The organism is Agrobacterium larrymoorei, assembly GCF_030819275.1.
Classification (GTDB): Bacteria; Pseudomonadota; Alphaproteobacteria; order Rhizobiales; family Rhizobiaceae; genus Agrobacterium; species Agrobacterium larrymoorei_B.
The window spans coordinates 2,449,479-2,461,783 of the sequence record NZ_JAUTBL010000002.1 but is presented as its reverse complement, the minus strand read 5'-3'; the positions used below and the strand labels follow the sequence as shown (position 1 = coordinate 2,461,783).

The following is a 12,305-nucleotide window of genomic DNA, read 5'->3' as shown; positions in this document are numbered from 1 at the left end:
TTGTTGGTGTGGGCGGACTTCGAACGCCGTTTCCTGATTTTGGGCGACATGCTGGAAATGAAGACCAGCCAAGACGAAATCGCTCTTTTCCAATGGTCGGCGAATAGGCTATCGCGACACCGGGAGGCGCGCGATCAAGAGGTTTATGCTGATGAACAACCAACCGCCCCCCGATATGGAACTGACCCTGCGCACGCTGGCCATGCCGGCCGACGCCAACCCTGCCGGGGATATTTTCGGCGGCTGGGTGATGTCGCAGATGGACCTTGCCGCCTTCGTACGCGCCAATGACGTGGCGGGCGGTCGCACCGTGACGGTTGCCGTCAACGAGATCGTCTTCAAGAAGCCGGTGAAGATCGGCGATACGCTGTGCGTCTATACCCGCATCGAGAAGGTGGGTCGCACATCGATCACGCTGAAGATCGAAGCCTGGACGCGCCACTATTCGCAGCAATCCCGCGACAAGGTGACGGAGGCCGTGTTCATCATGGTGGCGGTGGATGATGCGGGGAACCCACGGCCGGTGAAGGGGTGAGAGGGCGTCATACTCTCCTCCGTCATTCTCGGCCCTGAGCCGAGAATCCATTTCCTTGAGAGCCCGTCGTGCGGGTGGAGTAGCGCCGGATTGCGATTAAGCCTTTGAAAAGGTGGATCCTCGGGTCAAGCCCGAGGATGACGGTAGTGGGTGGGGCAGAGACGACGCGCAATAGGCCAGCTCGTAGATGAGGCCCAGATTTTGTCGCGTCTTCTGGCGTGCCGCGGTTCCACCGAGAGCGCCCGTTACCCGGCCCGCATCGTGAATAACGATATGGCTTAGAACTTTACGCCGAGGCCGAGGCGGACGCCGTGTTGGTCGATATCGGAGTTCAGCAGCGGGCCGGCGTTGTAGTCGTAATTCTGGTCGCCGAAATTGGTGTAGCGATATTCGACGCGGCCGAAGATCATGTCGGTGAAGGCGTAATCGACGCCAGCGCCGACGGTGAAGCCGTTGAAGGTTTCCTTTTCGGTGCCAGCACCCGGGACCGTCATATAGCCGCGACCGATCGCCCAGCCTGCCGTGCCGTAAACCATCGCCCGGTCAACCGCATAACCGACCTTGGCGCGGACCGAACCCTGCCAATCAAATCCATATTGATAGAAATCCGGCGCGAGAACCGTGAGCTTGCCATCGCCCCAATTGCCTTCGAAATCACCTTCGATGCCTGCGACCCAGTTGTTGGAGAACTGGTAGTTATAGCCTGCGAAGCCGCCCGCCATGCCGGTGTTGAAATCGGCACTCACCGTGCCCGACGGTGCGATGCCGAGGATGTCCTGCTTGTTCCAGCCATATCCAACCTGAATACCCGCGTCAAAGCCGGTCCAGGAAAAGGCCGGTTTTTCAATCGCCACCGGTGCTGCGGGAACGTCCGAGACAGCGTCCGCAGCAATTGCGGAGGTTGCGGCAAGAACAAAAGCGGCGGCGGCAAAGACAGTGGTTTTCATGGGAAGTATCCTGGGCTTTAATGCCGCTATCGATAGCGTATTGGCGGCGAAATGCTGTAGCCTCGGAGCAACAATCGGGACATCTTGCGCGGCTGCGACCCGGAGCGCGACATCCTGGCTCCTGGCTCCTGGCTCCTGGCTCCTGGCTCGCTTCCGCGAGAGTGTCTGTGTCGCGGGGATGTTGGCCCGTGCTTGGTAAGCCTGCCTATGCCCGCGACTGGATGCCCTGCTGGGTGTGGTTCAGGGTGTTGTAAAGGCCGGTGCCGTGCCGCAGGCGGCGTTGCTCTGCCATCTCGTGCCGCGCATCCTGTTCCTTGCGGTCTTCCTCGCGTTCGGCAAAAGGGCGGATGTCGAAATCGTCGGCGATGGACATGCCCTTTTTGGCCGTGACGTCATAGAGATCGACGCCGATCACCGTGCAGTTTTCGGAGGTGGTCTCGTCGATCAGAGCCTGGATCTCCTGCGCCTTGTAGACGCGCACCGGCATTTCCAGAAGAACCGTATCGCCATCGCGCCAGCGGGTGACGATCAGCAGCATTTCGTCTTTTCCGATGATGTCGTCAGGCACGGCCATGGGAGATTATCCTCGTCTTCGCTGCCTTCCCGGGGCCGGGTTACTCCGTTTGGGTCGTCAATTGCGTGCCCGAGCGCAGATCGATTTCTACTATGATACTAGTATAACGGTCAACAAGAAAACTAGTAACAATGAGAACAAATGGAGAATCAGTTTTACCGCTAGGCTGGCTGTGGTGGGTCGCGGCTGTCAAGTGGCGAAGCTGACCGGCTTGGGCGGGGAGAGCGTTTGCCCGCTTGGGTTACATATTGATGATCGAGCGGCGGACGCGGCCGACGATGATGGGGTCGTTGTCCGGGAAGATCGGTTCATGCTGCGGGTTGGTGGAGACGGGCTCGAAGCGCATGGGGCCGGAGCGATAGCGCTTATAGGTGGCGTTGCCTTCCACGTCCGAGATGACGTAGCAGCCATTGGGAACGAGGTTGCGATCGTTGCGATCGACGAAGATGATGGAGTCGGGCGGGGAGATCCTGTCCATGGAATCACCACTGACTTTCAAGGCAATCCAGTCCCCCGAGGCCGGTAAATCCGCCACGCGGATGAGGCCGAGGGCTTCATCGGCAATATCGTCGCGGATCATGGCGCCAGCGCTGACCCAGGCGAGATAGGGCACGATCAGGGTGGGAACGCCCTCCGCATCCGGCGTGTAGGATGGGTCGAGCTCATGGATGCCGACGCCGAGGGCCTGGGCAAGGGCGGGAAGTTCAGTGGTCTTTTCAGTCAAGCCGGTCTCGAGCTGCGAGATGAGCTGCTGGCTCACGCCCGACAGTTCCGCAACTTTCGCCTGCGAAAGATTTTTGATCTTCCTGATCGATTTCAGATTTTCGCCAATAATTCCCATGGCTTAGTTTCTACCAGAACGCTTGTGGAAAAGCACACAAGGAAACTAGTTGACGGACGTCAGAATTTTTACTAGTTTTCTTGTATGGATAGATTTCGTCATCACACCGAATGGGCCGCTGAGGCCGGTGGCTTTCGGGCCAGGCTTGCAGGGGCAAGGGGTTGCTTCGAGCAGCCCGTTTCCTGGCGGCAATCCGAGGCCGGGCAGGTTGGCGCGGCACAAGCGGTTGCGGTTGAGACGGCGTTTGTCTTGCGAATGGCGGGGGATGGGTTTGTCCCTCGTCTGGACCTGCGCCCCGATGTCTTTGGTGAGCGGCAGGCAGCGGAGCGGAGGACCGATGTGTCCTTTGCCGCGCTGGCCGCTCCCGGCATCGGGGCGGGGCAAAGGCGGGCTTTTACTTTGAAGGAGGATCTCTTCGCATGAGTTCTGTCCGTATCGAAGCATCTTCGCAGGCGCGCCGCGCCGCGTTTCAGACAAGCTATATCGGCTGCCGCGAATGCAGGCGTCCGCTGTCTATCGAACACCAGATCGAGCGGTTCTGCGACGCTTGCGGAGCGGTGACGCCGGTCGAGATCCGGGAAGGAAAGAAGGATGACTGACGTTCTGGAAAAGCCCGGCTTGGGCGTGGCGCGCTGGAAGGCGGTGGCCGAGTATCGAAGCCGGGCCGGTATCGTCGATGTCGAGCACGCGATCGAGGAACTGGACGAGCTTCACGATCTGATCGAGCGCGGGCCGGACTGGAACACGCTGATCAAGATCACCGTGACCTTTGCCCGCCCGGTTTCCGAACTGCTGACAATCGAGGAGGCAGCGCGGCTATGACCAGAGGCAACAGCAATATGCAGGCCGTACCGGCGGATGACGATGAGGATGCAAGCTTCGACCTCGAGGCCTTCGAGGCCGAGCTTCGTTGCGAGGTGGACCACATCAATGGCGAGCGACGGGCGGCCTGACGGTCGATGGGTCGCCGCATGACTGACTTCTAGGTTTCGGCGGTTCTGCCGCCGGATCGAAGATTTTGATCGCTCCTCCTCCCTGGCGATCAAAAACGGGCTGACGGCTTGTCCTCCCCGGGCCGTCAGCCCAACCCACCTTTCCTTGAAGCCTTTGCCGTCCCAAGGGGACGGTTGGACGTGCTTGTCGGGATACAACCCTGGACGGAAGCGCTGAGCTTTCGGCCTCACAGCTCTCGACCGCGCTTTGAAGCGCGGCGGAACTCACCATTGCCAAGACCAAGCCTCACGTCTGCGCCTTCGGTTCAGGCGGCAGGCGAACTTTGCCGCCTGATGGCGAGGAAGCGGGAACACGCATGAGCAAGGCACTGACACTTTTTCGCTCCGGCTATGACACAGCCGAGATCGCCTACATTCTGGGGCGCTCCGAAGCGGATGTTTACAACGAGCTGGCGCGGCTTCGCGAAGAGAGCCGGGCGGCGAATGTGGCGGTGATCAAGTATCATCCCGGCAAAGATGCCTGGGGCACGCCGCCGATGCGCGCGGAGAATGCCAATGGCTAATCTGCCTTTCATGCCGTTCTGGACCGACGCGTATCTCGCCGACACGGTGCATCTGACCACAGAGCAGCATGGCGCCTATCTGCTGCTGCTCTTCCAGGCGTGGCGTTCACCCGATTGTTCGCTCGCCGATGACGACGAGTTGCTGGCGCTGCAGGCCAAGGTTTCACCGGCCAAGTGGCGGGCGATGAAGCCGGTGGTGATGGCGTTCTGGAAGCTCGACAAGCGGCGGAAGAAATGGGTGCAGAAGCGGCTGCGGATCGAGCGCGAAAAGGCCATGGAGCGCAAGGCGAAAGCCAGAGATAGCGCCGTAACCCGCTGGAAGGCTGAGAAAAACAGCGATGCGAAGGCATTGCCAAAGCACAGCGAAGGCTCTGCTTCCAGAGTCACACGCATAGAAGAAAAATCTGGCGATTTTTCCAAGAGCGCTCGCGCGCCGAAAAAATCATCCCGCGATTTGTTGATGGAGGCGTTTCAGGATGTTTGACCTCATTGCCAAGGACCAGTTCGACCGGCTGCCGGAGCGGTATCGTGAGCGTGCGCGGCAGATTGCCCTGCGGGTGCAGGAGATCGACCGGCTGCTTGCGCCCGGTTCGTCGGAGACTATCCGCGATACGGCGCTTCGGCTGATCGGCCAGTTTCGCCCGCAGCCGGGCGTGGATGTGGCGGCGTTTGGCCGCGAGTTTCGCGGGGTCTGCGCCGATCTGCCGGAATGGGCAGTGTGCGAGGCGGCCAATGATTTCATTGCCGGGCGGATTGCCAACCACACCGGCCAGTTCGTGCCGACCTGTGCGGAGTTCGGCAAGCAGGCCAGAGCCATCATCGCGCCTTTTCATGCCGAACGCTATGCGCTGCGCATTGAAGCCTCGCGGCTGTTCGACCGTGCGGCGGATGAGAAAAGGCGAGCGATGATTGCCATCGAGCGGGCTGATCCGGCGGTGAAGGCGCGGGTGCGAGCGATCGTAGCGCAAGCGAGGGCAGGGGCCCCGGCGAGGGTTGGCTTCCTGCATGGATCTCTCGACCCGCAGGTTCAGGCGACGCTGGATGCGATGAAGAAGGCGCCGCAGCACCCATCGAAGATTTCAAAGACCCGCATCGGCAAGGACGACAGACGATGAGCACCTACCCGCAAACCGAACTGACCATGACCCTGATCCAGACTAATCGGGTGGACGGCTTCATGCGGCTTGTCAGCCCGCTCGAATACCGCGCGCGCGACAGCATGGCGGATGCGGCGCGTCACCTTCTCGAGAAGCACCCGGAGGCGACGCTGCATCTGGTGCGCAGCGATGTGCGCGCCCGCTGGCTGGTGAGAATCCGGATGGAGATGGTGGTGCATTTTCGCGATGCGCTGGGCAAGACCTACCCGCAGATCGCCCGCTTCATGCGCCGCGACCACACCTCCATTTTGCATCTCTACCGCAAGGCGAAGGCACAAGCTCTGGAGGGCGGGGCGTGACCGGCACAATTCCAGAAGCGATCCACCAGGCAAAGGCGGCGGCATCGGAACGCAAGACGCGGGAAACGGCGATCCACCGCATTCTCGACCAGTATCAGCAAGGCCGCGGTGCATCGGCCTGCATGGACGACATCAAGCGCATTCTGGCGCGCAATTAACAACGGAAAAAGGACCAGCAGCATGACCAGCAAGGCGGAAAAACTGAAGCAGAAGCGCGGACGGCGCAAGGTGATCAATGTGGCGCGTGAGCCGAATGGGCGCATTTCAAGATCCGGCCGCGCCCACGCGCCAGCAGACAGCGTGGCGCTGAAGGCGCGGGCAAGCCGCATGGGCGTGACGGTCGAAGAAGCGCGTGATCCACGGGCCGCAACCTATATCGGCACGCTGAACATGCTCGGCAAACGCGATGGTCTGAGCGACGACCAGTATGAGGGCGCGGTGCGGTTTCTCGAACTGCGCCAATCCTACATGATGGCGATCAAGGCGCCGGATGGAGAACGCGACAGAAGCGAGCGCAGCACGCCGAGCCAGACGATCAGCGAGGATTACGAGAAATGGTGCAAGGCGGTGATTGCCCGCTATGACGGCTGCCGCAAGACCATCCAGACCGCACAGAACGAGCTTCGCCAGAACCTTTGGGCGGCACTGGATTTCTGCGTGATCAAGGGCGAGCGGCACCACCATATGCTGGGGGATTTGCGTGTGGTGTGTAATGTGCTGGCGCGTTTTTTTGGGGTGTGAGTGGGGTGAAAAGCCTTGAAGGCGGCGGCGTTCGCGCCGCCCTCGCCACGCCAATTTTATGGGCTATGCGAGAAGCCTTTACAGAGCTTCAAGTGGCTTCCCACGCCTAATGAACAACGATCCGGTGCATAGAAGAGGTTGATTTTCAAAATTGCCGCTTTTTAAAAGACAAACCGGTTTGTCTCGCACGCGTGATACGCAAATGGATTTGACTATCAATAATCCGGTATTTTGAAAATCAAATGGGTTTGAGTGATCCAGATGTACATCAAGCCGCGTTGTCTATCAAAAATAACGATTCTTGATAGACAACGCCTCCGTGATCAGGCATGACATTGTCGCTCGTATGTCAAAAATTCTGAAACTCGGACATCAAAATGGCGCTGCGCCCAGGCTTGGACCTCTCTGAAGCGGTCGAATATCACTATGATCAGTTTCCACCGCGGTACATAGATGCTGGCAGACTCATTACGCCGGTGGCATCGGCATCCGCTGCTCTGGCGCGCTACGATCAAATGCTCAAGAGCATGCATAATAGCGAGATTCTGCTGGCGCCCTTGAGAAATCAAGAAGCCGTTGTGTCTTCACGTATGGAAGGCACGGTCAGTACGCTCGACGAAGTGTTGCGATATGAAGCCGATCAGGAGGAAAGTGGTGACGAGACGGGTGGTCACTATCGTAATGAAGCGATCGAGGTCTTTTTATACACTCGCGCGCTATCTGCCGCTCAACGCAGTATGGAGCAGGGAGCGCCACTGTCCGGCTTTCTCGTAAAAAGCGCGCATCGCGTTCTCCTTGGTTTCGGTCGCGGTGCGCATCTATCCCCAGGCGAGTATAAGACGGAGCAAAATTATCTGGCAGATCGAATGCGCCGTAAGGTCCATTTCGTGCCAATGCGACCCGAACAACTTCAAGACGGCATGGATCGTCTTTTCGCTTTCATCGATTCGGATGACTGGCAGATTCTCATCAAGACGGCAGTCGCTCATCTAGAGTTCGAAGCCCTGCATCCATTCAAGGACGGCAATGGCAGAATTGGGCGGATGTTGATCACCCTCATGCTTTGGAAAGCCGGAGCGATCTCCGCGCCGCACTTCTATATCAGTAGCTATTTTGAAGATCGCCGCGATGAATATATCGATCTTATGCGTGACGTGTCCAAGTCGGGGGCTTGGACCGAGTGGATCATTTTCTTTCTTGAAGCCCTGGAATCCCAAGCGCAAAAAAACCTGGCAACAGCCGAACGGATTCGCGACCTTTACGAAGAACTGAAAAAAGAGTTTCCGCAACTCCTGACATCGCAGTGGAGCACAGCGGCTCTGGACTTCCTTTTTTCGCGTCCGGTTTTCAGGAATAACGTTTTTACAAAAAAATCCGGAATTCCTGGACCCTCCGCTCACCGGTTCACGCGCATCTTGTCCGAACGCGGGCTGATACGGACTCTCGAGCCTGCTGCCGGTCGACGGCCAGCGCTCTACAGTTTCGAGCCGCTTTTGCGGATCGTTCGTGACTAATGGTCTGCTTTTGACCTTTGCTACCGCTAGCAGAGGCAGCAATAGCAAAGGTCAAAATCTGAGAGGATAGGTGCTCATGTTGATTGTCTTCTTCTCGTCAATTCCGCCACGAAATCTCCGGCTCTGATCATCGATATGCCGAACGCCTGGACGGCGGGATGCTCGAAATGTCAGTCGCTACTGACGATGAATGTCGCACCAGCCGTCAAAGCGGATTCTATATACAAATCGTCCTTTGGATCAGTAGATTTTAAAATATATGTTTCAGGGTTTTAGACTATTTTTGCGTTTCGAAGATTTTATCGTTTGACTTTTCTACCCGAAACAGCGATAAGTGACATGTCTTCATATTCGAAGAATTGTATTTGGAAGCGGCCTTCGGGTCGCTTTTTGCGTTTATGGGCCACGTGTATCGATAGGCGGCTTTTGCCGCGAAGCCTCTTTGCTCCTGCTTTCGTTTTCGATCTTGCTTTTTAGCCAGTTAGCTCAGCGTTGCCGGTGTGTTGCTCAGGTTGCTTCTGCGGCACGGCCTGAAAATCTAGGCCTCGATACACAACGCAGTAGACCGCTGGCACGGAATGACCCCCATGAAAACACCACGGCCATTGAATCCGAGGCAGCGCCTCTTCGTCGAGGAGTATCTGGTCGATCTGAACGCCAGCCAAGCCGCGATCCGGGCGGGGTATAGTTGCAAGACGGCGAAAGTGCTCGGATCAATACTTCTGAAGAAGGTTCAGGTGATGGAAGCAGTGGAGCAGGCCAAGCGAGAGCGTTCCGAACGCACGCAAATCCACGCCGACTGGTTGCTGTCGCGGCTGGCCGAAGAGGCGGTGGCGGACATTGCCGATCTTTATGATGAGAATGGCGGGTTGAAGCCGGTCGATCAGTGGCCGTTGATCTGGCGGCAGGGGCTGGTGGCGGCGGTTGAGGTCAAGGAACTGTTCGAAGGGCGTGGCGAGAGTCGTGAGGCGATCGGACGGGTGTCGCAGGTGAAGCTCAGCGACCGGATCAAGCGGCTGGAGCTGATCGGCAAGCATATCGATGTGCAGGCGTTTCGGGAGAAGGTCGAGGTTGAGGTTAGCGGGTCGCTCGCCGAGCGGTTGGCACGGGCCAAGGCGCGGGTTTTGGACTGACGGGTTTTGTTGCTGCGGTTGACGGTGCCGGTCGGTCGGGGTGTCGGCGGGTGGCGTCTGCGTCGAGGTGCTTTGTCTGTGGCTCCGTTGCACGACGCTTTTTGACTTTCTGGCCTCGTGACCTTGGATAGGGTCTTGGAACGACAGTTGAGAACACGCCTTTGGTCGAAGGCGGAAAACCTCTCGGAGTCATCCTCGCCCTTGAGGCGAGGATCCATCTTTTCACGCGCTGAAGAGTGCGGCTGATGGATCCTCGGGTCGAGCCCGAGGATGACGGAGGGGAGAGGTTTGACCTCATCGCAACGTCGTGCGGAAGTGATAAGTGACAGAGTGTCCGGCTGAATGACTGTGTATCCAGTTAAACCGCCGGGCGTCCTATTGGACGCACAAAGGACGCTTTGCCTTTTTGAATCTATGCGATGTTGTCGCGGATTATTTGCGCCGTGTGATCGGAAAGATCGCGACCTGCTTCAATCGGGCGAGTGCGCGCCGCGTGTGACATCCAATTCCAGACAGTGCAGGCTTTGCCGGGAGATCGTTCATGGGCAATGCCAAGCAGGCGAGCAAGGGCCGTGTGGATGCCGATCTCGATGCGGAGATTATCGAGGCGGCGGCGCGGTTTCAGTATGATCCACAGGCCTGGGCGCGGTTTGCCTGGGATTGGGGTGAGGGCGAGCTTGACGGGATTGCGGGGCCGCGGGATTGGCAGGCGGATATCAATGATGAGATCCGTCAGCATCTGAACAGCGAGAACCGCTACCAGCCTTTGCAGATTGCGGTGGCGAGCGGACACGGGATCGGCAAATCGGCGCAGATGGGGATGATGGCCAATTGGGCGATGTCCTGTTTTGCCGATTGCAAGATCGTGGTGACGGCCAATACCGAGACGCAGCTGCGCACCAAGACATCGCCGGAAGTGGGCAAATGGTTCCGCTCCTCGATCACCAGCCACTGGTTCGAGACGCAGGCCATGTCGATCAAGTCGCGCGATCGGGGACATGCCGATCTGTGGCGGCTTGATTTCGTCGCCTGGTCTGCCAACAATACCGAGGCTTTTGCCGGTCTGCACAACAAGGACCGGATCATCGTGCTGATGTTCGATGAGGCGTCGAAGATTACCGACAGTGTCTGGGAAGTGGCCGAAGGCGCGCTGACCGACGAAAACACCATCATCATCTGGATCGTGTTCGGCAATCCGACGCAGAATACCGGGCGGTTTCGCGAGTGTTTCCGCCGGCATCGCCGGCGCTGGATCAGGCGGCAGATCGACAGCCGCACGGTGCCCGGTACCAACAAGAAGAAACTTGCCGAATGGGTCAGCGATTACGGCGAGGACAGCGATTTCGTCAAAGTGCGAGTGCGCGGCATGTTTCCATCGACATCGGCAAAGCAGTTCATTTCCACCGAGGATGTGGATGCCGCCCAGAAGGTGCATCTGCGCAAGGAGCAATATGATTTCGCGCCGAAGATCATCGGCGTCGATCCGGCCTGGACCGGCGACGACGAGCTGGTGATCTATCTACGCCAGGGGCTCTATGCCCGGCTTTTGATGACCATGCCGAAGAACGACAACGACATTCTGGTGGCAAACCATGTGGCGCGCTTCGAGGATGAATTGCAGGCCGATGCGGTGTTCATCGATCTTGGTCATGGCACCGGCATCTATTCCGCCGGCGTGACGCTGGGGCGCACATGGCAGCTCGTCAGCTTTGCCGAAAAGAGCATCGACCGCGGCTGTCTCAACAAGCGTGCCGAAATGTGGAAGGGCATGCGCGACTGGCTCAAACAGGGCGGTGCGCTCGATGCGCGCGACGACATTCTCTATCACGACCTGATCGGGCCTGAGCTTGTGGCCCGCGTGGATGGCAAGCTGCAGATCGAGAGCAAGGAAGACATGAAGGCGCGGGGGCTTCCTTCGCCTAACCGTGCGGATGCGCTTGGACTGACCTTTGCCCGGCCTGTCGTGCCTAAGGGGCGGGGGGATGAGCGGTATAATCATAGCCGGGAGACCGGGTATGGTGGTGATGGGGATGGGTATAATCCGTTTGGATGAGGGGTGTTTGGGCAATGGTGTCCGGCGCGGTCTCGGTTGAGTTTACCTAGCGTCTGTTGCAAGGCATCGCTCCTCGGGTAAAGACACACTTTTACGTTCTGGATCTGCGGCTTACCCCCCCCTCTGTCCTGCCGGACATCTCCCCCTCAAGGGGGGAGATCGGCAAGAGGCGCTCTTCGCGTGTGACATCTGCGTGCAGTTTGGGGCAGGACGTTGCAACAGTTTGATCTCCCCCGCTTCAAGGGGTAGATGCCCGGCAGGACAGGGGGGGCACCTCTCGGCGAGCTACCGAAAGAGCCAAAACGGCGTTTCTCCGCTTAGACCGGACACCAGTGGGCCTGTCCCGTGCATCCGTTCACGTCGCGTCTGTTGGGGCGGTGGTGGGTCCTCGGGTCAAGCCCGAGGATGACGCCCGGGGTGAGGTTGGCGTGTGCCGGTTGACGCTGAGGCGTGTCGCGCTGTTGGGGTGGCGGTGGGTCCTCGGGTCGAGCCCGAGGATGACGCCCGGGGTGAGGTTGGGGTGTGACGGCTGACGTTGAGGTGTGTTGCGCTGTCGGCTTGTTTGCTCCGTTGTCTCGTCTTCCTCCGTCATGCTCGGGCCTGACCCGAGCATCCATCCCCGTTGTGTCTGTTGGCGCGACGGTAAATCCTCGGGTTGAGCCCGAGGATGACGTGGGGTGGGGTGAGTGCTCTGCCCTAAGTGATTGTTTCCATGAAATTTAAGCCGAACGGCCCGCAAGGCGGGCTGGCTCTGTCTGTCTTCAATTCGAGGTTTTGCGATGTGTGTTTTCAAGTCTCCCAAGGTGGCGAAGCCGGAGGATCCGAAGTTGCCGATCGAGTATGCGGCGCAGCGCGAGCCGGATAGCCAGACGGTGAATGGTGCCGGGCGGCGGGTGCGGGATCGGTTGCGGGCTGCGACATCGACCATGCTGACCGGGGTTCAGGGTGTGGGTGCGCTGGATAGCAGCGGCAAGAAAAACCTGTTGGGAGGCTGA

At 58.8% G+C, this 12,305-nt stretch carries 18 protein-coding genes; 15 read left to right on the top strand and 3 right to left on the bottom strand.

Features of this window, described 5'->3' with window-relative positions; genetic code table 11:
* The first annotated feature begins 151 nt into the window (after positions 1–151).
* Positions 152–535, top strand: a complete 384-nt coding sequence (locus QE408_RS20615) for an acyl-CoA thioesterase (protein ID WP_306934358.1) — start codon at positions 152–154, stop codon at positions 533–535.
* A gap of 278 nt (positions 536–813) precedes the next feature.
* On the opposite strand, the gene QE408_RS20610 is transcribed toward QE408_RS20615, so the two are convergent.
* The 3 genes from QE408_RS20610 to QE408_RS20600 form a co-directional block, all read right to left on the bottom strand.
* Entirely contained in the window at positions 814–1,482 is a 669-nt protein-coding gene (locus QE408_RS20610; protein ID WP_306934357.1) for an outer membrane protein, read from the bottom strand.
* Between the two features lie 205 nt (positions 1,483–1,687).
* Positions 1,688–2,056 (bottom strand): hypothetical protein, encoded by a 369-nt coding sequence (locus QE408_RS20605; RefSeq protein ID WP_306934356.1) that lies wholly within the window; start codon positions 2,054–2,056, stop codon positions 1,688–1,690.
* A 241-nt stretch (positions 2,057–2,297) separates the two neighbouring features.
* The gene (locus QE408_RS20600; RefSeq protein ID WP_306934355.1) at positions 2,298–2,897 is read right to left on the bottom strand and encodes an XRE family transcriptional regulator; all 600 of its coding nucleotides are present in this window, start codon (positions 2,895–2,897) and stop codon (positions 2,298–2,300) included.
* Between the two features lie 84 nt (positions 2,898–2,981).
* Between QE408_RS20600 and QE408_RS20595 the strand changes: the two genes are divergently transcribed.
* From QE408_RS20595 to QE408_RS20530, 14 genes are all read left to right on the top strand, one after another.
* Positions 2,982–3,320 carry a hypothetical protein gene (locus QE408_RS20595; RefSeq protein ID WP_306934354.1) on the top strand — a complete coding sequence of 113 codons (339 nt, stop codon included), beginning with the start codon at positions 2,982–2,984 and terminating at the stop codon, positions 3,318–3,320.
* On the top strand, positions 3,317–3,496 hold the full coding sequence (locus QE408_RS20590) for a hypothetical protein (RefSeq protein WP_306934353.1): 180 nt from the start codon (positions 3,317–3,319) through the stop codon (positions 3,494–3,496). The genes QE408_RS20595 and QE408_RS20590 overlap by 4 nt, the downstream gene beginning before the upstream one ends.
* Complete coding sequence (locus tag QE408_RS20585; protein ID WP_306934352.1) at positions 3,489–3,719, top strand: hypothetical protein; 231 nt, start codon at positions 3,489–3,491, stop codon at positions 3,717–3,719. Before QE408_RS20590 ends, QE408_RS20585 begins: the two co-directional genes overlap by 8 nt.
* Entirely contained in the window at positions 3,716–3,850 is a 135-nt protein-coding gene (locus QE408_RS20580) for a hypothetical protein (RefSeq protein ID WP_306934351.1), read from the top strand. Before QE408_RS20585 ends, QE408_RS20580 begins: the two co-directional genes overlap by 4 nt.
* A 356-nt stretch (positions 3,851–4,206) precedes the next feature.
* Positions 4,207–4,413 (top strand): hypothetical protein, encoded by a 207-nt coding sequence (locus QE408_RS20575; RefSeq protein WP_306934350.1) that lies wholly within the window; start codon positions 4,207–4,209, stop codon positions 4,411–4,413.
* Positions 4,406–4,897 (top strand): DUF1376 domain-containing protein, encoded by a 492-nt coding sequence (locus QE408_RS20570; protein WP_306934349.1) that lies wholly within the window; start codon positions 4,406–4,408, stop codon positions 4,895–4,897. The genes QE408_RS20575 and QE408_RS20570 overlap by 8 nt, the downstream gene beginning before the upstream one ends.
* On the top strand, positions 4,890–5,528 hold the full coding sequence (locus QE408_RS20565) for a hypothetical protein (RefSeq protein WP_306934348.1): 639 nt from the start codon (positions 4,890–4,892) through the stop codon (positions 5,526–5,528). The genes QE408_RS20570 and QE408_RS20565 overlap by 8 nt, the downstream gene beginning before the upstream one ends.
* Positions 5,525–5,869, top strand: coding sequence for a hypothetical protein (locus tag QE408_RS20560; protein WP_306934347.1), 345 nt, complete (start codon positions 5,525–5,527; stop codon positions 5,867–5,869). Before QE408_RS20565 ends, QE408_RS20560 begins: the two co-directional genes overlap by 4 nt.
* A complete protein-coding gene (locus QE408_RS20555; RefSeq protein ID WP_306934346.1) occupies positions 5,866–6,027 on the top strand; it encodes a hypothetical protein in 162 nt (53 codons plus the stop codon). Before QE408_RS20560 ends, QE408_RS20555 begins: the two co-directional genes overlap by 4 nt.
* 22 nt (positions 6,028–6,049) lie before the next feature.
* Positions 6,050–6,610, top strand: coding sequence for a hypothetical protein (locus QE408_RS20550; RefSeq protein ID WP_306934345.1), 561 nt, complete (start codon positions 6,050–6,052; stop codon positions 6,608–6,610).
* A gap of 377 nt (positions 6,611–6,987) precedes the next feature.
* On the top strand, positions 6,988–8,124 hold the full coding sequence (locus QE408_RS20545; RefSeq protein ID WP_306934344.1) for a Fic family protein: 1,137 nt from the start codon (positions 6,988–6,990) through the stop codon (positions 8,122–8,124).
* A 587-nt stretch (positions 8,125–8,711) separates the two neighbouring features.
* A complete protein-coding gene (locus QE408_RS20540) occupies positions 8,712–9,257 on the top strand; it encodes a terminase small subunit (protein WP_306934343.1) in 546 nt (181 codons plus the stop codon).
* Positions 9,258–9,798: 541 nt separating this feature from the next.
* On the top strand, positions 9,799–11,310 hold the full coding sequence (locus QE408_RS20535; protein ID WP_306934342.1) for a terminase: 1,512 nt from the start codon (positions 9,799–9,801) through the stop codon (positions 11,308–11,310).
* Between the two features lie 779 nt (positions 11,311–12,089).
* Complete coding sequence (locus tag QE408_RS20530; RefSeq protein ID WP_306934341.1) at positions 12,090–12,305, top strand: hypothetical protein; 216 nt, start codon at positions 12,090–12,092, stop codon at positions 12,303–12,305.

Bases quoted from the DNA above. Each gene is read 5' to 3' on its own strand.
- QE408_RS20615 (WP_306934358.1), top strand. From the start codon at position 152: ATGAACAACCAACCGCCCCCCGATATGGAACTGACCCTGCGCACGCTG.
- QE408_RS20610 (WP_306934357.1), bottom strand. From the start codon at position 1,482: ATGAAAACCACTGTCTTTGCCGCCGCCGCTTTTGTTCTTGCCGCAACC.
- QE408_RS20605 (WP_306934356.1), bottom strand. From the start codon at position 2,056: ATGGCCGTGCCTGACGACATCATCGGAAAAGACGAAATGCTGCTGATC.
- QE408_RS20600 (WP_306934355.1), bottom strand. From the start codon at position 2,897: ATGGGAATTATTGGCGAAAATCTGAAATCGATCAGGAAGATCAAAAAT.
- QE408_RS20595 (WP_306934354.1), top strand. From the start codon at position 2,982: ATGGATAGATTTCGTCATCACACCGAATGGGCCGCTGAGGCCGGTGGC.
- QE408_RS20590 (WP_306934353.1), top strand. From the start codon at position 3,317: ATGAGTTCTGTCCGTATCGAAGCATCTTCGCAGGCGCGCCGCGCCGCG.
- QE408_RS20585 (WP_306934352.1), top strand. From the start codon at position 3,489: ATGACTGACGTTCTGGAAAAGCCCGGCTTGGGCGTGGCGCGCTGGAAG.
- QE408_RS20580 (WP_306934351.1), top strand. From the start codon at position 3,716: ATGACCAGAGGCAACAGCAATATGCAGGCCGTACCGGCGGATGACGAT.
- QE408_RS20575 (WP_306934350.1), top strand. From the start codon at position 4,207: ATGAGCAAGGCACTGACACTTTTTCGCTCCGGCTATGACACAGCCGAG.
- QE408_RS20570 (WP_306934349.1), top strand. From the start codon at position 4,406: ATGGCTAATCTGCCTTTCATGCCGTTCTGGACCGACGCGTATCTCGCC.
- QE408_RS20565 (WP_306934348.1), top strand. From the start codon at position 4,890: ATGTTTGACCTCATTGCCAAGGACCAGTTCGACCGGCTGCCGGAGCGG.
- QE408_RS20560 (WP_306934347.1), top strand. From the start codon at position 5,525: ATGAGCACCTACCCGCAAACCGAACTGACCATGACCCTGATCCAGACT.
- QE408_RS20550 (WP_306934345.1), top strand. From the start codon at position 6,050: ATGACCAGCAAGGCGGAAAAACTGAAGCAGAAGCGCGGACGGCGCAAG.
- QE408_RS20545 (WP_306934344.1), top strand. From the start codon at position 6,988: ATGGCGCTGCGCCCAGGCTTGGACCTCTCTGAAGCGGTCGAATATCAC.
- QE408_RS20540 (WP_306934343.1), top strand. From the start codon at position 8,712: ATGAAAACACCACGGCCATTGAATCCGAGGCAGCGCCTCTTCGTCGAG.
- QE408_RS20535 (WP_306934342.1), top strand. From the start codon at position 9,799: ATGGGCAATGCCAAGCAGGCGAGCAAGGGCCGTGTGGATGCCGATCTC.
- QE408_RS20530 (WP_306934341.1), top strand. From the start codon at position 12,090: ATGTGTGTTTTCAAGTCTCCCAAGGTGGCGAAGCCGGAGGATCCGAAG.